19 protein-coding genes are annotated in these 22,302 nt (G+C 70.4%); 8 read left to right on the forward strand and 11 right to left on the reverse strand.

Annotated elements, in window-relative coordinates:
- Positions 1–12: 12 nt before the first annotated feature.
- Positions 13–537 (reverse strand): TetR/AcrR family transcriptional regulator, encoded by a 525-nt coding sequence (locus tag ABD327_RS13605; RefSeq protein ID WP_344450706.1) that lies wholly within the window; start codon positions 535–537, stop codon positions 13–15.
- 91 nt (positions 538–628) lie between these two features.
- Between ABD327_RS13605 and ABD327_RS13610 the strand changes: the two genes are divergently transcribed.
- Positions 629–1,786: a cysteine desulfurase family protein gene (locus tag ABD327_RS13610; RefSeq protein ID WP_344450707.1), complete on the forward strand. Its 1,158-nt coding sequence runs from the start codon at positions 629–631 to the stop codon at positions 1,784–1,786.
- 46 nt (positions 1,787–1,832) lie between these two features.
- Here the strand turns inward: ABD327_RS13610 and ABD327_RS13615 are convergent, their stop codons facing one another.
- The 8 genes from ABD327_RS13615 to ABD327_RS13650 form a co-directional block, all read right to left on the reverse strand.
- Positions 1,833–2,816, reverse strand: a complete 984-nt coding sequence (locus tag ABD327_RS13615) for a hypothetical protein (RefSeq protein WP_344450708.1) — start codon at positions 2,814–2,816, stop codon at positions 1,833–1,835.
- A 43-nt stretch (positions 2,817–2,859) separates the two neighbouring features.
- The gene (locus tag ABD327_RS13620; protein ID WP_344450709.1) at positions 2,860–3,894 is read right to left on the reverse strand and encodes a DUF6879 family protein; all 1,035 of its coding nucleotides are present in this window, start codon (positions 3,892–3,894) and stop codon (positions 2,860–2,862) included.
- Positions 3,839–4,876 (reverse strand): SCO2521 family protein, encoded by a 1,038-nt coding sequence (locus ABD327_RS13625; RefSeq protein WP_344450710.1) that lies wholly within the window; start codon positions 4,874–4,876, stop codon positions 3,839–3,841. Before ABD327_RS13625 ends, ABD327_RS13620 begins: the two co-directional genes overlap by 56 nt.
- On the reverse strand, positions 4,854–5,822 hold the full coding sequence (locus ABD327_RS13630; protein WP_344450711.1) for an SCO2522 family protein: 969 nt from the start codon (positions 5,820–5,822) through the stop codon (positions 4,854–4,856). Before ABD327_RS13630 ends, ABD327_RS13625 begins: the two co-directional genes overlap by 23 nt.
- Positions 5,819–6,733, reverse strand: a complete 915-nt coding sequence (locus tag ABD327_RS13635; protein WP_344450712.1) for an SCO2523 family variant P-loop protein — start codon at positions 6,731–6,733, stop codon at positions 5,819–5,821. Before ABD327_RS13635 ends, ABD327_RS13630 begins: the two co-directional genes overlap by 4 nt.
- Before the next feature lies 1 nt (position 6,734).
- Complete coding sequence (locus ABD327_RS13640; protein ID WP_344450713.1) at positions 6,735–8,597, reverse strand: SCO2524 family protein; 1,863 nt, start codon at positions 8,595–8,597, stop codon at positions 6,735–6,737.
- 3 nt (positions 8,598–8,600) lie between these two features.
- Positions 8,601–9,371 (reverse strand): SCO2525 family SAM-dependent methyltransferase, encoded by a 771-nt coding sequence (locus ABD327_RS13645; RefSeq protein WP_344450714.1) that lies wholly within the window; start codon positions 9,369–9,371, stop codon positions 8,601–8,603.
- A gap of 333 nt (positions 9,372–9,704) precedes the next feature.
- Positions 9,705–10,745 (reverse strand): DUF695 domain-containing protein, encoded by a 1,041-nt coding sequence (locus ABD327_RS13650; RefSeq protein WP_344450715.1) that lies wholly within the window; start codon positions 10,743–10,745, stop codon positions 9,705–9,707.
- A gap of 68 nt (positions 10,746–10,813) precedes the next feature.
- Between ABD327_RS13650 and mnmA the strand changes: the two genes are divergently transcribed.
- Positions 10,814–11,881: a tRNA 2-thiouridine(34) synthase MnmA gene (gene mnmA, locus ABD327_RS13655; RefSeq protein ID WP_344450716.1), complete on the forward strand. Its 1,068-nt coding sequence runs from the start codon at positions 10,814–10,816 to the stop codon at positions 11,879–11,881.
- Here the strand turns inward: mnmA and ABD327_RS13660 are convergent.
- Both ABD327_RS13660 and ABD327_RS13665 read right to left on the reverse strand, forming a co-directional pair.
- Positions 11,821–12,150 carry a SemiSWEET family sugar transporter gene (locus tag ABD327_RS13660; RefSeq protein WP_344450717.1) on the reverse strand — a complete coding sequence of 110 codons (330 nt, stop codon included), beginning with the start codon at positions 12,148–12,150 and terminating at the stop codon, positions 11,821–11,823. The genes mnmA and ABD327_RS13660 overlap by 61 nt on opposite strands.
- Before the next feature lie 103 nt (positions 12,151–12,253).
- Positions 12,254–12,820 carry a hypothetical protein gene (locus ABD327_RS13665; protein WP_344450718.1) on the reverse strand — a complete coding sequence of 189 codons (567 nt, stop codon included), beginning with the start codon at positions 12,818–12,820 and terminating at the stop codon, positions 12,254–12,256.
- Between the two features lie 44 nt (positions 12,821–12,864).
- Here ABD327_RS13665 and ABD327_RS13670 point away from each other — a divergent pair, with 44 nt between their 5' ends.
- The 6 genes from ABD327_RS13670 (at position 12,865) to gatB (ending at position 21,873) form a co-directional block, all read left to right on the forward strand.
- Positions 12,865–13,854: a methionine synthase gene (locus ABD327_RS13670; RefSeq protein ID WP_344450719.1), complete on the forward strand. Its 990-nt coding sequence runs from the start codon at positions 12,865–12,867 to the stop codon at positions 13,852–13,854.
- A gap of 147 nt (positions 13,855–14,001) precedes the next feature.
- Complete coding sequence (gene ligA / locus ABD327_RS13675; RefSeq protein ID WP_344450720.1) at positions 14,002–16,158, forward strand: NAD-dependent DNA ligase LigA; 2,157 nt, start codon at positions 14,002–14,004, stop codon at positions 16,156–16,158.
- Positions 16,159–16,335: 177 nt separating this feature from the next.
- Positions 16,336–18,399 carry a putative bifunctional diguanylate cyclase/phosphodiesterase gene (locus ABD327_RS13680; protein ID WP_344450721.1) on the forward strand — a complete coding sequence of 688 codons (2,064 nt, stop codon included), beginning with the start codon at positions 16,336–16,338 and terminating at the stop codon, positions 18,397–18,399.
- 200 nt (positions 18,400–18,599) lie between these two features.
- Entirely contained in the window at positions 18,600–18,896 is a 297-nt protein-coding gene (gene gatC / locus ABD327_RS13685) for an Asp-tRNA(Asn)/Glu-tRNA(Gln) amidotransferase subunit GatC (RefSeq protein ID WP_425547109.1), read from the forward strand.
- On the forward strand, positions 18,896–20,380 hold the full coding sequence (gene gatA, locus ABD327_RS13690) for an Asp-tRNA(Asn)/Glu-tRNA(Gln) amidotransferase subunit GatA (RefSeq protein ID WP_344450722.1): 1,485 nt from the start codon (positions 18,896–18,898) through the stop codon (positions 20,378–20,380). Before gatC ends, gatA begins: the two co-directional genes overlap by 1 nt.
- Positions 20,341–21,873, forward strand: coding sequence for an Asp-tRNA(Asn)/Glu-tRNA(Gln) amidotransferase subunit GatB (gene gatB / locus ABD327_RS13695; protein ID WP_344450977.1), 1,533 nt, complete (start codon positions 20,341–20,343; stop codon positions 21,871–21,873). Before gatA ends, gatB begins: the two co-directional genes overlap by 40 nt.
- The last annotated feature ends 429 nt before the right edge of the window (positions 21,874–22,302 follow it).

Raw genomic sequence — 22,302 nt, forward strand, 5'->3', positions numbered from 1 at the left:
GAGGGGGGAGTGTCAGCCGAGGAGGTCGAGCAGCCGTCGCCGCAGCGCGGTGTACTGCTCGGGCGAGAACCGGCCGGACCCGTGGGCCACGACCTCCCACAGGCCCTCGGCGGCCAGGCGGACGACCGTCGCGGCCACCGGATCGGCGTCCTCGGCCTCGTCCCGGTGGTGCCAGCGGTCCATGGCCTCGCGCAGCGGGGCGGCCAGTTCGGGCGTGGTGGTCGCGGCGGTGATCGCCGCCCAGCGCCGCCCGGTGCGCTCCCCGTCGGGGACGGCGACGATCGCGAAGGTGGCCTCGACGAAGGCGCGGGTGAAGGAGGCCCCGGGCTGCCGCTCGTACTCCTCGACGAGGGCGTCGAACTCGGCGATCACCCGGGAGACCAGGGCCGTGATCAGCGCTTCCTTGGTGGGGAAGTGGTACAGCAGCCCGCCCTTGCTGACCCCGGCGCGCTCGGCCACGGCGGTCAGCGTCAACGCCTGGGTGCCGTGCTCCAGCAGCACGGCCTCGGCGGCGTCGAGAAGGGCTTCACGTTTCATGGCGAATCAACTGTACCGTCCGGACGGTACAGTCGCAAACGGCTTCCCCGGACAGCGAGTAGGATGAGTCGACTCTGAAGGAGGGAGCGCCGTGCCGTATCTCGACCATGCGGCGACGACGCCCATGCTCCCCGAGGCGATCGCCGCGATGACCGGGCAGCTCGGCCGGGTGGGCAACCCCTCGTCGCTGCACGCCCCCGGCCGCCACGCCCGCCGGGTCGTCGAGGAGTCCCGCGAGATCATCGCCGCCGCGTTCGGCGCCCGCCCGTCCGAGGTGATCTTCACCAGCGGCGGCACCGAGGCCGACAACCTCGCCGTCAAGGGCCTGTACTGGCGGGGCCGCGCGCAGGGCCGCAACCGCGTCGTCGCGAGCGCCGTCGAGCACCACGCCGTGCTGGACGCCGTGCACTGGCTCGCCGAGCACGAGGGCGCCGAGGTGGTGCTGCTGCCCCCGGACCGGCACGGCCGCATCGCCCCCGAGACCCTCGCCGAGGCCCTCACCGACGACACCGCCCTGGTCACCGTGATGTGGGCCAACAACGAGGTCGGCACGATCCAGCCGGTCGCCGAGCTCGCCGAGCTCGCCCGCGCCGGGGGCGTGCCCTTCCATTCCGACGCGGTGCAGGCCGCCGGCGTCCTGGACGTCCGCCTCGACGGCGGCGGAGGCCCCGCCCCCGACGCCCTGACGATCAGCGCCCACAAGCTGGGCGGCCCTCTGGGCGTGGGCGCCCTCCTGCTGGCCAAGGGCGTCGATCCCACCCCCGTCCTGCACGGCGGCGGTCAGGAGCGCGACGTCCGCTCCGGCACCCTCGACACCCCCGCCATCGCGGGCTTCGCCGCCGCGGTGGAGGCGGCGACGTCCCGCCGGGAGGAGTCCGCCCGCCGCCTGGCGGCCCTGCGCGACGACCTGATCGCCCGGGTCCGCGCCGCCGTCCCCGACGCCGTCCTCAACGGCGACCCCGTGGACCGCCTGCCCGGCAACGCCCACTTCGCCTTCCCCGGCTGCGAGGGCGACGCCCTCCTCATGCTCCTGGACGCCCAGGGCATAGCCTGCTCCACCGGCTCCGCCTGCTCCGCCGGCGTGGCCCAGCCCAGCCACGTCCTCCTGGCCATGGGCCTGGCCTCCGAGCAGGCCCGCGGCAGCCTCCGCTTCTCCCTCGGCCACACCTCCACCCCCGAGGACCTCACCCCCCTCATCGAGGCCCTCCCCCCCGCCGTCGAACGCGCCCGCCGCGCCGGCCTCACCTGAGGCGGCTCATCCGCGCGTCACCGGTGTACGCCGGTTCCCGGCGCGCTCAGACTTCGGTGGCCGCTTCCCACAGGGCCTCGAAGTGCCGGATCCGCTCCCTGACCCGGGCCGGCTGGAGGACCAGCTGGGTGCTGACGATGGTGGGCTGTTCGTTGTTGCGGAACCGGGCCGCGGGAGTCACCTCGTAGCTGATCTCCCCGTCGAAGACGATGAAGCCGAACAGCGCGCTGTGGGGGATGTTCGCGCTCTTGTCCGGGTCGATGAGCCGAACCCTGATCCCCGCCTCCTTCTGAACCTGGCAGACCTCGAGGAAGGAGGGATCGTCGATGAGGTCGCCGCTTTCTATGAACACCCGCCGGACCACGCCTCCCCGCCGGGTGATCTCCTGCTGCAGGTCCAGGTAGCGCTGTCCCATGTCGGTCAGCCAGAAGCCGCCGTCGAAGCCGGAGTTGCCCGCGTCCACCATGCTCAGGCTGGTGGCGTCCAGGGTCCTCCGGGTGTTCAGGGCGAGCGCGAGCAGCCAGTCCCGGTCCTCGCCGTCGTAGGAGACGGTGCTGCCGTCGCTGAGCTCCTTCAGGAAGAGCGACATCCTGTTGATCTCGGCCTCGGCGAGGTGGCGGACGAGGGAGGAGGTGGTCTCCTTGATCTTCGTGGAATGGCGGATCAACTGGATGGTCTGCTCCGTCTGCAGGGCGGAGCCCTCGACCAGGCCGAACAGCTCGGTGGCCTCGTTGATCTCGGAGAACTTCTGGTCGACCAGTCCCTTCACGCCGCGGTGGTGCTCGGCCTGCCGGGACTCCAGCCCGATCACCCGGTCGTCGAGTCCGGCGATGAACTGGACGACGAGGGTGACCCCGGCGATGAAGATCGCTATCGTCAACTCCCACAGGGCCCTGCCCCCGTCGCCGCCGGAGTCGGGAGCCAGCTGGGTGATCAGATAGGCGATGCCGCCGCCGATGAGCGCGATCAGGACCTTGCGGAATATCGGGGGGACGCCGGAGCCGCGCGGTCCTTCATGGGAGGCGTTCATCGCTTTTCGCCGATGCCTTTCATGGGGGAGGAGCCACTCGGCCTCAAGCCCTGTAACCCGGGGCGGTCTCGTCGTGCTCGTTTCGAAGATCGATCTCCCGGGCCGCCGCCCAGAGCATGTTGAAGTTCCGGATCCGCTCCCTGATCTGCTGCTCGTGGAGCACCAGACGGGTGTGGACGATGGTCGGGTGCTCGTCCTCGGAGAGCCGGGCCGCGGGCGTCATCTCGTAGCTGATCTCCCCGTCGAAGAGGATGAAGTCGAGCATGGCGCTCCGCCGGATGCCCGCGACCACGGCGGCGGTGGGGTCGAGCATCTTGACCTGGATGCCGGCCTCCTTCTGCAACCGGTACATCTCCAGGAAGTGCAGGTCCTCGGCCAGTTCACTGCGGTCGATGATGAACACCCGCCGGATCTGGATCCCCCGGTCCACGCACTCCTTCTGGAGGTCCAGGTAGCGCTGGCCCGGATCGGTCCGCCAGAAGCCCCCGTCGAAGCCGGTGGCGCCGGCGTCGACCGTGCTCAGGCTGGTGGCGTCCAGGGAGCGCTGCACGTTCTGGGTCAGGGTCAGCAGCCAGTCCTGGTCCTCGCCCGGGTAGGACACGGTGTCCCCGTCGCGGAGCCCCTTGAGGAACCCCGACATCCGGTTGATCTCGCCTTCGGCGAACTTGTGGATGATCGGGGAGGAGGACCGCCTGATCTCGGCCGCGTAGCGGACGAACTGGAGGATCAGCTCGGAGCTCAGCGCGGACGCCTCGACCAGGCTGAACAGCTCCGTGGCCTCGTTCACCTGGGAGAACTTGCGCTGCACCAGGCGGTCCAGATGGCGGTGGTGCTCGGTCTGGCGAGCCTGCATGGCCCTGACCTGGTCGTCGAACTCCATGATGAACTGGACGACCAGCACGACGCCACCGATGAAGATCGCGATGATCAGTTCCCAGAGGAGGCCGTCCTCCTGGTTCTTGGAGGTGGCCAGCGCCGTGAACAGAAAAGCGATGCCGCCGCTGAACAGGGCGACCAGGATTTTAAGGAGAATCCGCGGGAGTTCGAAACGCTGTGGAGCGCGTGAGGGGTGACTCATGCTTTTCGGTTCCGCTTTCCAGGGAACTCAACATGGTCAGTAGTGTCCCCAAGGCCAGTTGGTCACGTATACGATTTACGGACATTTCCCACTGTTGCCTGAATCCCAGACTCTTGTCAAGGCTGTCCCAGAATGGCATAAAGCCTTCGGGGACCCGGGCTCCCGGCCACCAGAGATGAAGAAGGTGGTCGACGGTGGGCCGGACGCGACTCGTCACGCGGGTCCAGTCGTCCTGGCCGAAACCGGCCCGGTCGATCAGGGTGAGCAGGGTGCTGAGCAGCCAGTCATGGAGCGCGAGGTCTTCGCAGAAGTCCAGGACCGTCTCCAGTGGGGACGCGGTCGCGGTCAGCCTCAGCGTACGCAGTTCGTCGTTCACGATGACGAACGCGAGGCGGCCGGATTCGGCCGGACCTTCGGGAGCGGGCGTTTCGAAAGCCCAATGCAGCGTGGTCCGAAGGGCGGCGAACGGCCGTTTTCCGTCGAGTAGCGGAGAGGCCTGCACCAGGTCCATCGCCCGGTCGGCGATGATTGTGGTTTCGATTCCCCGGAAGCCCCGATCATCTGTGGTGAATCCGTCGGCGACGTCTTTGACATTGAGCCTTCCGATGGCTTCGACCACTCCGGGACGCGCCAGGTAATGGGACCAGGGCTGCCGGTAGGAGCGTTCGGCCCGCACGACGGTCGTGTGTGCGGAGGACTGCAGGACCCGGCCTCCGGTGATCGTCGCCCGGGAGGCCAGCGTCCCGACGCCCCGGACCCGCGAGCCGTTGCGCGACGGAAGGAGGCAGTCGACCCCCGTCAGCAACTCCGGCGAGACGGCGTAGGCGCGGGGGCGTTCCGACCGCGCCACGTGTTCGCTGGGCACCAGCCGCAGCAACCGGGTCGCCAGCTCCTGGGAAACCGCCGAGGAGTGCCGCAGCAGTCCGGTCCGGACGGTGCCGATGGTCAGGCGCGGAGACTCAGAGTTCGTCCGAGAAGGCATGAGAGATCCTCGTCACGAGTTCGGGGGGCAACTCGATCTTCTCCTCCCGGGCACGGCGCTCGGTGAGCTCGCGCACCGCCGGATCGAGCGAGATCTGGTCGAGGATCACCCGGACCGCGGCCTCCGTCGGGAGGAAGCGCGTGTCCAGGAAGGTGTGGGTGCGGAAGGCGCAGAACGGCTGCGCCCGCGGATTGACCTTGACCACCGGGGGAAGGTCGGACCACTCGCGGGGGTAGGCCCTGCCCTCGTCCCACGGCTCGGGACTCACCAGCGGCCTGCCCTGGTCGCGCAGCACCCCCAGCCGCAGCAACTGCCAGACGGCGGCCAGATAGGCGCAGGACCAGACCCGTTTCCCGGTGTGCTCGTGCCACAGTTCGACGTCCACGTAGACGGAGTGCATCCGGGCGCCGTTCTCGCGGGGCGGGCTCCAGGTCCGCAGACCGGTCATCGCCTCGTTGATGTCGCCGAGGTGTTCGCGCTCGCCGTTGGACAGCCAGCCGGTCTCCAGGGTCGGGGGCCGGGAGCCGTCGGTGCCGGGCGGAGGATCGGAGACCAGCCGCCCCAGGACGATCTCGGCCGGGGAGAGCGCGCCGGTGTGCGCGCAACCGGACTCCCGGGCGAGGTAGTCGATGGTGACGCCGGCCTCGGCCGCCGCCGCGAGCAGTTCGGGGATCAGGTCGGCGGGCTCGCGCAACTGGCTGAAGTAGTCGTCGACCAGGAAGCAGGTGCTGATCCGAGGCCGTCCGCCCCATCGGACCGAGGCCCGGTTCCGGAGGTCCTCGAAGAGCGGCCGGACGCGTGTGAAGTGCTCGATGAGCGTCCCGGGACCCCGGCCGAAGTCCTCCATGTACAGATGGCCGAGTTCGACCGACAGGTGGGACAGCGGGACCGAGGCGATCCTGGGCCGGGCGGTGACCACCTCGAAGTCGGTCTCCGGAACCTTCACAGCCGGGTCCACTCCTTCTCGCCGAGGACGGCTCCGGCCAGCTCCTCGAAGGCGTCGACGGTCTGCTGGTTGGCGATGCCGTTCCAGACGTCCTCGTCGGAGATCAGCTGCTCCCGCCACTGCAGGACCGGGTCGAGCGGCACCGTCGCGATCGCCATGCTGCGTCCCAGGCCGGCCAGTCTGGCCCGCTCCTTGAGGTCCTCGTTGATACGGCGCAGCCAGGTCTCCTGGGTGGAGCGCAGCGCCGCGACGCCGGGCCCGGACGGGTCGACGAACGCGGTGCGCACGAACCGGATCCGGTCCAGGAGTTCGTCGCGGTCGTGCCCGCGCTCGGCTCCGGCCGCCAGCAGCCCGCGCTTGCCGTAGACCAGGCTCGCGGCCGAGCTGACATGCTGGCGCGTCCAGCGGTGGTAGACCAGCCAGCGCACCCCCATCTCCCTGATCTGGGGAAGGGCGGTGGCGGTGAGCACCATCTCGGCCGCGTGGGACCGGCCCGCGCTGAGGTCCATCAGCACCAGGTCGAACTCCTCCTGCAGCCGGATGAGCAGTTTCACGCAGCGGTCGACCACCTCGGCGTTCATGGAGAACTCCCCGCCGCTCAGGTCGCCGGGGAGCAGGACCAGCCGCCCCGCCCCGGGCGGGCGGGCCAGCTGCCCGGACCGTTCGGACTCCGTCCAGACGTCCACCCGGTGCGGTTCGGCCCGCGCTCCCTGGAGGTAGGAGTGCAGCCCCCCGTCCGGGGTGCCGTGCGTGACGTTCTCCACGTTGAAGATCGCGCCCGAGGTGGGGGACCCGAAGTCGAAGTCCAGGTAGCAGACGTCGCTGCCGTGCAGCGCCTGCCGGTAGGCCACGTTGCAGGTGGTGACCGAACGGCCGGTGCCCCCCTTGTCGGAAGTGGCGATGATCAGCACGTCAGAGGACTCCCCGGTCGGCGATGGTGTGCCGGTCCGCGTCCTTGCGCGCGAGTTCCTGCTGGTCGAGGAAGCGCAGTACCTCCATGGCGATCGCCACGGAGGTGCCCGGGCGGTCGGAGAGCAGCTCGCGGGCCCTGATCAGATTCCTGCGCGCCCTCTCCAGCTCCGACCGGAGCCCTCCGCCCTCGGCGGCGAGCCCCTTGAGCACCTCGTAGTCGTACAGGCGATCGGCCTCGTTGAGCAGGTCGCGGGCGTAGTCGAACAACCGGGGGCTCTGCAGGGTCGACGCGGAGAGCAGTTCGGTCGCCACCACCATGCACTCGATGATGCGCTCGGTCAGGTACCAGGACGGCAGGTCGCCGCTCTCGTCGGGCTCCAGCTGGGGGTAGACGTTCCCGGGCTGATCCCACAGTCCCTGGCTCGGGCCTGAGCTGATCTGCCTGAGCAGCAGGTGGTCCCATACCTGGTCGGTGAGCGCGATGAGCTTGTCCTGCAGGCTGACGTTGCGCGCGAGTTCGGCCAGCTGGAGGGTGCGCTTGAGCAGGACGGCAGAGTAGTCGTAGACCTGCCAGAGCAGCGGGGGGCCGCCCGCCTTCTCGGTGCCGACCAGGCCGATCCTGGTGCCGGGGGAGTGGAAGCGCACCCCCCAGTCGCCGGTGGTGGCGCGGCGGGTGATGCGGCCGCGCTGGGCGAGCTCCTCCAGGACTGCACTGAGCCGCCGGATCCGGTCGTCGGGGGCCTGGGAGCTCTCCAGCTCCTGCACGACCATGGAGGTGATCAGGAGGCTGTAGTAGTCCGACTCCTCGCCGTCGGTCGTCCGCCAGGGGATGTCCTCCAGCGGCCAGCGGCGGTCGCCGAAGGTCGCGATGGCGGACCAGTAGTTCTGGGTGAGCTGCCAGCGCAGGCGCAGCGCCTGCGCGAGCCGTTGCTGCTCCTCGTCCAGCAGGCGCAGCACGACGGTGCGGGGCGAGAAGAGGTCGGCGATTCCGTCGAGGGCGTTGACCGTGAAGTACAGGAAGGGCGCGTCCTGGGCGTATCCCTCGGGCTGGCGGCCGACGTCCGCCGGGGTGTCGATCGGCGGGGCGTCCTTGACCACTCCCCAGCTCCAGCCCACCTCGAAGAGCAGCCGGGTGTTCTCCAGCTTGCCGGTCTGCCCCGAGCCGATGGTGAAGTCGCGAACCGAGGCCCGGACCTCGCGCAGGGCGTAGTGGAGGTCGTCGGCCACCTGCGTCTTGGAGGCGTCGGCCTGGTTGACGCTGCGCAGCAGATTGAGGCCCTGCGGGGAGTCCGGCAGGAACGCGTTGACCGTGAAGCTGCGCAGCAGCCCCACCATCGCCGCGGTGAGCCGCTTGCTGGCCTGCTGCTCCAGCGACTCCAGCCGGACGACCCGGCCGGGGTCGCGGACCACGCTGCGGAAGGTCCTCAGGAAGCCGATGGTGGAGAGCATCAGCGAGACGGACATGGAGAAGGAGTCCACCACGTTGAGCGCCAACTGGGCCGAGGTGGGGTCCTTGCCCTCCTCCGCGCTGTGGAAGTAGCTTCCCCCGCCGAACAGCGGGGTCCCGTCCTCGCCGGTGTAGGCCTCCAGGTACTCGGAGATGAGGTCGACGATCATCTGGGGGATGACGTCGTTGCCCAGCCCGGCCAGCGGGAGCGCGACGTCCTCGGAGGTCTCGTCCGGCAGGTCGACCTTGAAGTAGGGCAGGACCGAGGCCGGGTACATGATGCAGAGCAACTGCTCGGCGTCGCTGATGGAGTTGGGCTGCACCCTGCCGCCCCAGGACCACTTGCCGTCCTGCATCGCCGACCGCACGAGCGCCGTCCAGATGTCGATGATCTGCTGGCGCGGCTGAATTCTCATCCGTCAGACCCCCGTTCCGGTCTCGGCCCGCCGTTTCCGTCCGCAGGCCAGGATCATTCCGGTGTACCCGTGGCGCAGGGGGTGGTCCCCGACGCTCTCGAAGGTGAACTGGAGGTCGTCCTCGACGAGGCCCTTCAGACACTTCCGAATGTCCTCGTCGGTGATGGAGACCGCGGGGAAGAGGCGCCCGTCGACCTTGTACCCCTGGGATTGCTCCATGAAGCCGGCCGCGAACGGCGCTCCGGGAACGAGGCTGCCGATGAAACAGCGCAGTCCCTCACGGAACTCCTCCACGTCGGCGGAGATGGATTCCGCGACGAAGAACATCGTTCCTATTTCCCATTTGTTACGGGGAAGGGTGAAGATGCTGCCGGACTCGACCACGGCCTTGGTCCTGAGGGCGCCCGCCGGGTCGGCCACCTCGGGATAGCGCTCTTTCGCGGCCAGTTCCCGCCAGAAGGGATCCCAGACCCGGGAGTAGTCGAGGACCTCCCGCTCCAGCCACTTCAGATTGGCCTCGGAGCGCTCGATGAGCGTGATGTCCCGGCAGAAGGGGAGCATGGCCAGGGCGGGATAGAGATTGGTCCCGGTCCCCACGTCGACACCCCGGAGCGCGTCGCTCCCGCCCAGCCGCCCGAGAAAGAAGTCGCCGATGGTCGAAACGAATCGGATATCGTCTTTCCTGGCCTCGGCATAATTGTGCTCGAGGTAGGATTCCGGGTTGAACTCGTTCCAGTCGAAGTTCGAGTTCCTGCCCGGGCCGGGTGGTGTCATGGACGGATCGTAACTCATCACGAGGAGCCGCGCGGCATTATCGGACTGGCCCGAAAGGGTGTTTTCGGCTGTCTCAAGTCCATATCGACATCGACCTGGCTTCTCTTGACGTGGGCACCGTTTCCGTACCGATCATTCTCACATAACTTGGACGCCGCGGAAAGTGCGACGGATCCCTTGTCCCGACCTCTCACGGGATCGACGGACCGGGCGCAGCGCCTGTGGAAAGCGTCCATGCGATCCCGTTCCGCTCCGGGATTCGGGAGTTCGGCGACAGTCGATGCGTGAAGTCGACAAATAGCACGTCTCTTCCCCGAAAAAACCGAGGAAACGTCAGTGGCGGTACGGGGCCAGGGCCTGCCAGGAGGGGTCGGGCTGGGATTCGACCTTGGCGCGGCCCTCGGGCCAGGAGGCGGCGAACTGGTCGAGTTCGGCCAGGGCGCCGGAGTCGGGGTCGGCGTAGAGGTGGAAGACGCGGCGGCCGTCACCGGTCTCGCGGAGGGCGAGGACGGTGCCGGGGAGGGAGTCCAGGCGCTTCTCGGCCTCGCGGAGCGCCGAGGCGGAGGAGCCGACCGGCAGGAGGTCGGGGTTGCTGTGGGCGTAGGGGAGGGAGACGGCCACGTGGACCTCGCACAGGGGGTGGTCCTGGCGGTGCAGGGGGAAGCGGACCGCGAGCTGGGCGGGGTGGCCTCGGGGGGTGCGGCCCTCGCCCGTGAGCCACGCCCCCTCCTTAAAAGGTTCGGCTATCTGCTCCACGACCGAGGCGAGGAGGGAGGGGGGCAGGGAGTCGATGGGGGGCTCGACCGCGATGGTGACCTCGCCGATCCAGCGGGCGACGTCGTCCTCGCCCAGGGCCCAGTCCAGCACCCGGAAGGCGACCTTGAGCCGGGTCTCGTCGTCCACGAACAGGAAGTCGGGGTGGTAGGCGGAGATGTCCACGCGGGCGCGGGCCTGGTCGACCCGCATGCCGAACTTCACGTAGGAGAGGTCGAAGTCGTGGTCGCCGAGCGCGAGCCTGCCCTCGAGGCGCCCGGGGTCGGGCTGGCGGGCGGCGTGGAACGTCCACGGGTCGCGCTTGGGGCGCTTCTTGCGCCAGCGCTCGGCCGCGCCGCGCGCTTCGGCGAGGCCGCCGCCGGTGAGCGTGAGGACGCGCCGTTCCGCGTCGAGCTCCCAGGTCAGCTCCGGGTGGACGGCCCGGACGAGCTCGTCGAGCCGCTCCCGGACCTCGTCGGGAACCGTCCCGCCGGCGCCCTCGCCTCCGGAGCCCTGGACGGAGCCCTCTACGGAGTCCCGAAGTCCGGGCCACTGCTCCCAGAAAGCGCCTATGGCCGCGGCCGCAGACGCGCCACCGCGCGATCGCTTGAAGATGCCCATATCGCCGACCATGCTACGGCCTTCGAGCGGCCCCGAGGGGAGGCGCCGCCGGATATCCTGGCGGGACCATGACTCTTCGCGTGCTTGCCGCCATGTCGGGCGGCGTCGACTCGGCCGTGGCCGCCGCCCGGGTGGCCGAGGCGGGCCATGACGTGACCGGCGTGCACATGGCGCTGTCCGCCAACCCGCAGTCCTACCGGACGGGCGCGCGGGGCTGCTGCACCGTCGAGGACTCCCGGGACGCCCGCCGGGCCGCCGACGTGATCGGCATCCCCTTCTACGTGTGGGACATGGCCGAGCGGTTCGACCACGACGTGGTCGAGGACTTCGTGGCCGAGTACGCGGCGGGCCGCACGCCCAACCCGTGCCTGCGCTGCAACGAGAAGATCAAGTTCGCCGCGCTGCTGGACCGGGCGCTGGCGCTGGGCTTCGACGCCGTCTGCACCGGCCACTACGCCCAGGTCGAGGACGGGGTGCTGCGGCGCGGCGTGGACGAGGGCAAGGACCAGTCGTACGTGCTGGCGGTGTGCACCCGCGAGCAGCTGAGGCACGCGCTCTTCCCGCTGGGGGACACCACCAAGGCCGCCATCCGCGAGGAGGCCGGGCGACGAGGTCTCCAGGTCGCCGACAAGCCCGACAGCCACGACATCTGCTTCATCGCCGACGGCGACACCCGGGCGTTCCTGGCCTCCCGTCTCGGCACGGAGAAGGGCCCGATCGTCGACGAGGGCGGCCAGGTCGTCGGGGAGCACGAGGGCGCGTACGGGTTCACCGTGGGCCAGCGCAAGGGGTTGAGGATCGGCACGCCCGCCCCGGACGGCAAGCCGCGGTACGTGCTGGACATCTCCCCGGTCACCAACACCGTGCGGGTCGGGCCCCGCGAGGCGCTGGACGTCGACGTGATCACGGGGGAGCGGCTGGTCGGCCTGGAAGGCGGGCTGCCGGAGCGCTGCCAGGTGCAGTTGCGGGCCCACGGGGCCGTGCACGACTGCGAGCCGGTGATCGAGAACGGCGTGCTGCGGCTGCGGCTGCTGACCCCCGCCCAGGGCGTGGCCCCGGGCCAGGCCGCGGTGCTCTACGAGGGCGACACCGTGCTGGGGTCGGCGACGATCTCCTCCGCCGTGCCGGTGGCCTGAGCCCGCGGAGCGGCCGGGCCGGCGCCCTGCGGATGGGCCTTGAACCCGGCGATGGTCAGCAGGGCCAGCAGGGTGAGGGCGTTCGCGATGGTGATCACCGGGTCGCGCCGGGCCAGCCCGTAGGCGAGCCACATGCTCACGCCGCAGGTCAGCAGGGCCAGGTAGACCCAGGAGAAGTCGTCCGTGGACCGGGTCCGCCAGGTTCGCAGCAACTGCGGCAGCCAGCAGCCGGTGGTGAGCGCGCCCGCGACCAGACCGATGATGGTCATCACTCTTGTGGAACCCCTTCACACCTTGCGGGACCGTTCCACGAGAGTAACCCGGATCACACTCTCTTGTCTGGAGAAATATTGATAATCTCCTGGAAATCACTTAGGAAGCCGGACGATCACCGCGGGCGCCGGGCGGGCCGCTCCGGGGCGAGGGCGTGACGAGGGCCTTCTCTCCCCGCTCCAGGGCGATCTCCAGCACGGGCAGCAGCCGGTCGGCGAGCCCCTCGTCGGGCACCCCGGCGGTGGACTGGACGCCCACGATGACGAGCAGGTGCTCCGAGACGGCCAGCATGGAGTCCGTGGCGGGATCGAAGAGCGCCCCTTCGCCGACTCCGACGAGGAGCGACTTCTCGCCCTCCACGAACCCGTGGACCTCCCACATGTCCAGCCCCGTCTTCAAGGAGTACCGGCGCTGGTACGACACGACGAGAGCGACCGCCTTCTTCTTCGCGACGCTCTGGAAGCGCGCGCCATGGGTGTCCTTCTGGACGTCGGTCGCGCACGTCGCGGGGGAGGCCCCCATCGCCCTGGCAACGATCTTCTCGGGGAGATCCCGGCATATGTCGGGCCGGGGCAGCTCGCGCAGCGCGAGAGGGCCCGGAGGGGAGTACCCGCCGCAGGCCGTCGTCAGGACGAGACAGGCCGCGATCACCGGGCGTGCGCGCATGGCGCGCAGGATAGGGCACCGCCGGAGCCCGGCAGAATGGGCCTGTGAGTTTTCCCTGGTCTGAGGCGAGCGCGACGGGTGTCGGGTCGTATCCGGGAACGGACGCGGCCGGGACGGTCGGGAACGTGTTCGGAGAGCTGCCCCTGCCCCATCTACCCGAACTGCCCGGACGAGGTCCGGGCGCCGACATGGTCGGCCGCGGCGCGGCGTTCCTGGTGGAGCTGCCGGTGCACCTGCAGCCGTCCGGGTGGCGCTTCGCCGACCGCCCCGGCGTCGACATGCGGCGCGCCCACGACTATCTGAAGCGGGACCTGGACCTCCTGGAGGAACGGGATCCCGAGGGGCCGGTCAAACTCCAGGTCTGCGGCCCCTGGACGCTGGCCGCCTCGATCGAGCTGCCGGCGGGGGAGCGGGTGCTGCGCGACGCCGGAGCCGTCCGCGACCTCGTGGATTCGCTTGCCGACGGCGTCCGGGAGCACGTGGCCGAGGTGCGGCGGCGGCTTCCGAGGGCGGAGATCCTGCTCCAGGTGGACGAGCCGTCGCTGCCCGCCGTCCTGGCCGCGAGGATCCCGACGGCCAGCGGCTTCCGCACCCTGCGCTCGGTGGCCGCGCCGGTCGTGCAGGAGGGGCTGCGCAAGGTCCTGGCCGCGGCGGACGCCTTCCCGATCGTGCACTGCTGCGCCCGGGACGTCCCGTTCAAGGTGCTTCTGGGGGCGGGTGCGAGAGGCCTTTCGGTGGAGCCCTCCGCCATTCCCGTCAAGGGCGACGAGGTCATCGGAGAGGCCATCGAGGACGGAGTGGCCTTCTTCTTCGGGGTGATCCCCGGGGTGGACGCCCCGCTGCCCGATCCCGGGCGGTCCGTCCAGCCGGTCCGGGAGCTGTGGCGGAGGCTGGGAATCCGCCCGGACTCCCTGGCGCGGCAGGTCGTGGTCACCCCCGCCTGCGGGCTGGCGGGCGCTTCGCCGCGGTATGCCCGACAAGCGCTGGAGCACTGCGTCAACGCGGCGAGATCGCTGTCCGAAAACCCCGAGTGAAGGCGCGGAAGTGTCGGTGCCTCACGGGAAGATGGAGGGAACAGCCGACCGCGGCGAAGCGAGGATCGGGTGTTCCCCTCTGCGGGGTCTGGGGGTCGCCCCCCAAGTGAGCAGGTCGGGCCGGAGCGGATCGGGAGGTCGGAAGACTTGAGCAGCGTGGAGCGGCATGCCGAGCTGGTACGTGAGCTGAGGGACGCCAACTACCGCTACTACGTCCTCGACCAGCCGGTGCTCAGCGACATCGAGTACGACCTGAGACTGCGCGAGCTGCAGGAGATCGAGGACGCCTACCCCGAGCTGGTGACCCCGGACTCGCCGACGCAGACGGTCGGCAGCGAGATCGTCACGGACTTCGCGACGGTGCGGCATCTGGAGCGGATGCAGAGCCTGGACAACGCGATGGACTTCGACGAGCTCGGCGTCTGGGCCGAACGCCTGGAGGCGGGGATCGGCGGCGTCCCGGACGGCGGCTACCTGTGCGAGCTGAAGATCGACGGGCTGGCGATCGCGCTGACCTACGAGCGGGGCGAGCTGGTGCGCGGGGTGACCCGCGGAGACGGTGTCCAGGGCGAGGACGTCACCAACAACATCAGGACGATCGCCTCGATCCCCACGCGGCTCGCCGGCGACGACGTGCCCGATCGGGTGGAGATCCGCGGCGAGGTCTTCATGACGGTCGAGACCTTCGAGAAGATCAACGAGAAGCGGGCCGCCGACGGCGAGGAGTCCTTCCGCAACCCCCGCAACACCGCGGCGGGCGCGCTGCGCCAGAAGGACCCCCGGATCACCCGGCAGCGCCCGCTGGACATGATCGTCCACGGTTACGGCGCCTGGGAGGGCGGCCCGCGGGTCCCGGCGAGCCAGAGCGAGACCTACGAGCTGTTCCAGACCTGGGGGCTGCCGGTCAGCGGGCTGTACCGGGTGGTGCCCGACATCGAGGGCGTCAAGGAGTACATCGCCTACTACGGCGAGCACCGGCACGACCCCGCCTACGAGATCGACGGCGTGGTGGTGAAGGTCAACGACCGCGCCCTCCAGCGCCGCCTGGGCTCCACCAGCCGCGCCCCGCGCTGGGCGATCGCCTTCAAGTACCCGCCGGAGGAGGTGCGCACGAAGCTGCTCGACATCAGGGTCGGCGTCGGGCGCACCGGCAGGGTCACCCCATGGGGGGTGATGGAGCCGGTCTCGGTGGCCGGGTCCACGGTCGAGCGGGCCACCCTGCACAACGCCTTCGAGGTGGTGCGCAAGGGCGTGCGCATCGGCGACACCGTGGTGCTCCGCAAGGCCGGCGACGTCATCCCGGAGATCGTCGGGCCGGTCGTGGAGCTGCGCGACGGCACCGAGCGCGAGTTCCGGATGCCCGAGCGCTGCCCGGAGTGCCACACCGAGCTGGCCTACGCCAAGGAGGGCGACAAGGACATCCGCTGCCCCAACACCCGGTTCTGCCCGGGGCAGCTGCGCGAGCGCATCTACTTCCTGGGCAGCCGCAGGGTGCTGGACATCGAGGCGCTCGGCTACGTCGCGGCCACCGCGCTCACCCAGCCGCTGGAACCGGTGGACGCCCCGGTCAAGGACGAGGGCGACCTGCTGCACCTGACGGTCGAGCAGCTCCTGCCGATCCGCAGCATGGTGCTGGACGCCGACTCGGGCACGCCGAAGATCGACCCCAAGACGGGGGAGGAGAAGGTCGTCACCTTCTTCGCCAACACCAACGGCACCCCCAAGAAGGTCGTCGAGACCCTGCTGGCCGAGCTGGAGAAGGCCAAGACCGAGCAGCCGCTGTGGCGGTGGCTGGTGGCGCTGTCCATCCGGCACGTGGGGCCGCGCGCGGCCCAGGACCTCGCCCGCGAGATGCGCTCCCTCGACCGGATCTTCGAGGCCACCGAGGAGGAGCTGACGGCCGTCGACGGCGTCGGGCCCACGATCGCCAGATCGATCATCGACTGGTGGCAGGTGGACTGGCACCGCGAGATCGTCCGCAAGTGGAAGGAGGCGGGCGTCCGGCTGGAGGACGCCGCCGCCGAGGACAGCCCCCGCCCGCTGGCGGGCCTGAGCGTCGTGGTGACGGGCTCGCTGGAGGGCTTCAGCCGCGACTCGGCCAAGGAGGCCATCCAGGCCCTCGGGGGGCGCGCCGCGGGCTCGGTGTCGAAGAAGACCTCGTTCGTGGTGGTGGGCGAGAACGCCGGGTCCAAGCACGACAAGGCAGTCGAACTGGGCGTTCCGATCCTGGACGAGGCGGGTTTCCGGGTGCTGCTGGAGCAGGGGCCGGATGTGGCCAGAGGTGTAACGCTGAACCCGGAGTGAGCAGGTGCACTCTGTGAAGTGTAGGAAGCGGCGGAGATATCCCTCTTTGGGAGACATCTTCGACTCTCATTCTGTAACAGAACGTACGCATCCGGTTTCATAAAGCAGAGGGAAAGCCTTACCCTCCTCATGAGCACCTGTTTGAAGCCTCAATCCGGTGTGCCACTGAGGAAGCTGATGAAGGACCCGAACAACACCCGGGACACCCGCCCCCGGACCGGTTCACCACTGTGGACCTACCTGACCGCGGTCACCGCGGTCGGGGCCGTCGTGCTGGCCGCGGCGCTCTCCGGGCTGACCTCCTGCGATCTCGAAGCGGGCCTGGCCAACCCGGTGTTCTGGCTGCTGGCCGCCTTCATCGTCTTCGGCGAGCTCAAACCGATCATCACCCCGGGCTCCAACGAGGACAACTGCGCCACCATCTCGATCACCTTCACGTTCGCCGCCCTGCTGTACGCGGGACTCCCGCTGGCGATCGCGCTGCACTCCGTCGCGCTGGTGATCCGCGGCGTCTTCCGCCGCCAGTCCGCGCACCGCACCGCCTTCAACGTCGCCCAGTACGCGCTGGCGCAGACGGCGGCGGGCGCGGTCCTGTGGGGCTTCGGCATCTCCGCCGACCCCGACCACGTCTGGGTGCCCGACGGCGCCGACCTGGCCCCGGTGATGCTGGCCGGGATGGCCTACTTCGCCGCCAACGACGTCCTGGTCGCCGGCGCGGTGGCGCTGCACGAGCGGATCTCCCTGCAGCGGGTGCTGCGCTGGGACCTGGGCTACCAGCTGCTGGCCCACCTCGCGCTGCTCGGGCTGGCGCCGATCCTGGTGGTGGCGATGGACCGCTCTCCGGCCTTCGTCCCGCTGATCGTGCTGCCCTTCACCGCCGTCTACCTCACCGCCTCGGCCTCGGTCCGCCGGGAGTACCAGGCGCTGCACGACGGGCTCACCGGCCTGCCCAACCGCAAACTGCTCATCGCCCGCTCGGAGGAGGCGCTCGCCGCCGCCCGGCAGAAGGGCGACCGGGGGGACCGCACCCGCAAGGTCGGGCTCTTCCTCATCGATTTGGACCGCTTCAAGGAGGTCAACGACACCCTGGGCCACGCCACCGGCGACCGGCTGCTGCAGATCATCGCCCACCGGCTGACGCACAGCGTCCGCCCCGGCGACCTGGTGGCCCGGCTCGGCGGCGACGAGTTCGCGGTGCTGCTGCCGTCGGTCCGGGACGTCCACGCCGCCCGCGAGGTGGCGGTGCGCCTGCGCGCGGCGCTGAGCGAGCCGGTGCGCCTGGACGGCATGACCTTCGACCTGGAGGGCAGCGTCGGCATCGCGCTCTGCCCCGACCACGCCCCCGACTTCGAACTGCTGCTGCAGCGCGCCGACGTGGCCATGTACGTGGCCAAGGAGGGCCGTTCGGGCGTGGAGATCTACAGCCCGGCCAGCGACCGCAACTCCCCGGCCCGCCTGGGCCTGCTCGGCGACCTGCGCAGGGGCATCGACCGGCGGGAGCTGGAACTGCACTACCAGCCCAAGATCCGGCTGGACGACGGGCGGCTGGCCGGGATGGAGGGGCTGCTGCGCTGGCGGCACCCCGAACGCGGGCTGATCGGGCCCGAGGAGTTCCTGCCGCTGGCCGAGCAGACGTACCTCATGAAGTCGATCACCCACTACGTGGTGCGCGAGGCGCTGGCCCAGTCGCACGCGTGGTGGCGGTCCGGGCTGCGCGTCCCGGTGACCGTCAACGTCTCCGGGCGCGACCTGCTGGACGGGCAGCTCGCCGAGACGATCACCGCCGAGCTGCTGGAGCGCGACCTGCCGCCCGACGCCTTCGGGCTGGAGATCACCGAGCGGATCCTCATGAACGAGTCCGCCTACGCCTCCGAGACCGTGCGGACCCTGGCCGCCCTGGGCATCCCGCTCAGCCTCGACGACTTCGGCACCGGCTACTCCTCGCTGGTGCGGCTCAAGCGCCTGCCGGTCAGGGAGGTCAAGATCGACGCCTCCTTCGTCCGGCGGCTGACCGAGTCGGCGGAGGACGCGGTGATCGTCCGTTCGATCGTGGAGCTGGCCCGCACCCTGGGCCTGCACTCGGTGGCCGAGGGCGTGGAGGACGCCGAGGTGGCGGAGGGCCTGCTGGAGATGGGCTGCGACATGGGCCAGGGCTGGCACTTCGGCCGCCCCATGGAGAGCGCCGCCGCCACCGAGTGGATGCGCGGCGGGACGCGCCGCGCCCCCGAGCCCGTCACCTGAGGCACCCGCTCGCGACGGCCCCTCCGGGCGTCGCCTCGGGCGCCGCCCTGTGGGTCGTTCAGCGCGTGTCAGCGTGCGTTCGGCCGCGGGCGGCGCGTCGTCAGGCGGGCGTCGCCCTGGGGACGAGAGGTCGGGTGGAAGGCGGGTTGGCCATAGGATGGAGTCGAATCCCAGTCGATCACTCCGAAACGGCTATCCCTATGTCCATCACCCGTGACGAGGTCGCGCACCTCGCTCGGTTGTCCCGGCTGGCCCTCGGCGAGGAAGAGCTCGACCACTTCGCCGTCCAGCTGGACGCGATCGTGTCCGCGGTCGCGCGGGTGCAGGAGGTGGCGGCGGAGGACATCCCGCCGACCACCCACGCCCTGCCGATCACCAATGTCTTCCGGCCCGACGAGGTACAGCCGACGCTGAGCAGCGCCGAGGCGCTCTCGGGGGCCCCGGCCGCCGAGGACGAGCGCTTCCGGGTGCCGCGGATCCTGGAGGAGGAGGACTGATGATCTTCAAGACCGCAGCCGAGCTGGGCGGGCTCATCGCCGCCGGCGAGACCACCGCAGTCGAGGTCGCCCAGGCGCACCTGGAGCGCATCGAGCAGGTCGAGGGGAAGGTCAACGCCTTCCTGCACGTGGCCGCCGAGGGCGCGCTGGAGCAGGCCCGGGCCGTCGACGCCCGGCGCGCCGCCGGCGAGGAGCTCGGGCCCCTGGCGGGCGTGCCGATCGCCCACAAGGACGTGTTCACCACCAGGGACATGCCCACCACCTGCGCCTCCAAGATCCTCGAAGGCTGGGTGCCTCCGTACGACGCGACGGTCACCACGCGCCTCCGCGAGGCGGGCCTGGTGATCCTGGGCAAGACCAACATGGACGAGTTCGCGATGGGCTCCTCCACCGAGAACAGCGCCTACGGCCCCACCAGCAACCCGTGGGACCTCTCCCGCATCCCCGGCGGCTCGTCCGGCGGCTCCTCGGCGGCCGTGGCCGCCTACGAGGCGCCCCTGGCCACCGGCACCGACACCGGCGGCTCGATCCGCCAGCCCGCCGCGGTCACCGGCCTGGTCGGCATGAAGCCGACCTACGGCGGCTCGTCCCGCTTCGGCCTGGTGGCGTTCGCCTCCTCGCTGGACACCCCCGGCCCGTTCGCCCGCAACGTCCTGGACGCGGCCCTGCTGCACGAGGCGTTCTCCGGCCACGACCCGCGGGACTCCACCTCGATCTCGCAGCCGGTCCCGCCGGTCGTCGAGGCCGCCCGCCAGGCCGACGTGGCCGGGCTGCGCGTCGGCGTCGTCAAGGAGTTCGGCGGCGACGGCTACCAGCCGGGCGTCCTGGCCCGCTTCAACGAGACGGTGGAGCTGCTGGAGTCCCTCGGCGCCAAGGTCGTCGAGGTCTCCTGCCCGTCGTTCGACTACGCCCTGTCGTCCTACTACCTCATCGCCCCGTCCGAGGCCTCCTCCAACCTGGCCCGGTTCGACGCGATGCGCTACGGCCTGCGGGTCGGCGACGACGGCACCCGCTCGGCCGAGGAGGTCATGGCCCTCACCCGCGCCGCCGGGTTCGGGCCCGAGGTCAAGCGCCGCATCATCCTGGGCACCTACGCCCTGTCGTCGGGCTACTACGACGCCTACTACGGCAAGGCCCAGCAGGTGCGCACGCTGATCGCCCGGGACTTCGAGGCGGCTTTCGGCCAGGTCGACGTGCTCGTCTCGCCGACCACCCCGACGACCGCGTTCCCGATCGGGGAGCGCGCCGACGACCCGATGGCCATGTACCTGGCCGACCTGTGCACCATCCCGTCGAACATGGCGGGCAACGCGGCCATCTCCGTCCCGTGCGGCCTGGCCGACGAGGACGGACTGCCGGTCGGCCTGCAGATCATGGCCCCGGTCCTGGCCGACGACCGCTGCTACCGGGTGGGCGCCGCGGTCGAGAAGGCACTGGAGGACCGCTGGGGCGGCCCCCTGCTCGGAAAGGCTCCCGCGCTGTGACCACTCTCATCCCCTTTGACGAGGCCCTGGCCAAGTACTCGCCGGTGCTGGGCATCGAGACCCACATCGAGCTGGGCACGGCCTCCAAGATGTTCTGCGGCTGCCCCACGGAGTTCGGCGGGGCGCCCAACACCCACGTCTGCCCGGTCTGCCTGGGCATGCCCGGTTCGCTCCCGGTGGTCAACGAGAAGGCCATCGAGTACGCGATCCGGATCGGCCTGGCGCTGAACTGCTCGATCGCCGAGTGGTGCCGCTTCGCCCGGAAGAACTACTTCTATCCGGACATGCCGAAGGACTTCCAGATCTCCCAGTACGACGAGCCGATCTGCTTCGACGGGTACCTGGACGTCGAGGTCGAGGGCGAGACGTACCGGATCGGCATCGAGCGCGCCCACCTGGAGGAGGACACCGGCAAGTCCACCCACGTGGGCGGCGCGACCGGACGCATCCACGGCGCGTCGCACTCCCTGGTGGACTACAACCGGGCCGGCATCCCGCTGATCGAGATCGTCACCAAGCCGATCGAGGCCACCGAGGAGAAGGCCCCCCTGGTCGCCAAGGCCTACGCCACCGAGCTGCGCGAGCTCGTGCGCGCGCTGGGCGCCTCGGACGTGCGCATGGAGGAGGGCTCCATGCGCTGCGACGTCAACGTCTCGCTCATGCTCAAGGACGCCTCCGAGTGGGGCACCCGCACCGAGACCAAGAACGTCAACTCGCTGCGCAGCGTGGAGCGCTCGGTCCGGCACGAGATCGAGCGGCAGGCCGCGATCCTCGACGCCGGGGGCACGATCCTCCAGGAGACCCGGCACTTCCACGAGAACACCGGGACCACCAGCCCCGGCCGGTCCAAGTCGGACGCGCAGGACTACCGCTACTTCCCCGAGCCGGACCTCGTGCCGGTCGCCCCGGCCCGCTCGTGGGTCGAGGAGATCCGCCAGGCCCTCCCCGAGCTGCCGGCCGCGCGCCGCGTCCGGATCAAGCAGGCCTGGTCCCTGTCGGACGAGGAGTTCCGCGACGTGGTCAACGCGGGCGCCCTCGACCTCATCGAGGAGACCATCGCGGCCGGGGCCTCGCCCGGCGCCGCCCGCAAGTGGTGGATGAACGAGCTGTCGCGCACCGCCACCACCCAGGGCGTCGAGCTGTCCGCGCTGCCGATCACCGCGGGGCAGGTCGCCCGCATCCAGGCGCTCGTCGACGCCGGCGAGCTCAACGACAAGCTCGCCCGCAAGGTCTTCGAGGGCGTGCTGGCCGGCGAGGGCGCCCCCGACGAGGTCGTCGCGGCGCGCGGCCTCAAGGTCGTCTCCGACGAGGGCGAGCTGGTCGCCATCGTCGACAAGGTGATCGCCGACAACGCCGACACGGCGCAGAAGGTCCGCGACGGCAAGGTCGCCGCCGCCGGCGCCCTCGTCGGCGCCGTCATGAAGGCCAGCCGGGGCCAGGCCGACGCCGCCCGCGCCCGCGAGATCATCCTGGAGCGCCTGGGCCAGGCCTGACGCCGTCACCGCCGTCCGTCATCCCCCGGGGTGCCGGGCGGCGGCCGTCCGCCGTACCGGGGGATCCGGCCGTCGGACGTACCGGGGGATCCGGCCGTTCCGGCCGTCGGACGTACCGGCCTCGCAGGAGCGTCCGGTCCGGTGCCGGGCCCGTCGTAGCCGGGGTCGCCCGTCATCCCAGGGGAGTCTGGGACGGGTGTTGGCGAGGCGGTCCCGAGTGACGAGGGGCCGTCGCCGACAGTGACCAGAAGCTGTCCCTGCGGCTGCACTGCGCTGTCGGTCCGATCACAGATCGGCAATCTCTCGTACGCCCTGCCCAGGGGCGATTACGGGCCGTGAGAGTTTGTCGCCGGATGGGCGCTGACCCTCAATCGCTCCGTGACCTACGGAACGTACATTGAGGTGCACGACGAGATCCCCGACCTCACT

Source organism: Actinocorallia aurantiaca (assembly GCF_039533685.1).
Lineage (GTDB): Bacteria > Actinomycetota > Actinomycetes > Streptosporangiales > Streptosporangiaceae > Actinocorallia > Actinocorallia aurantiaca.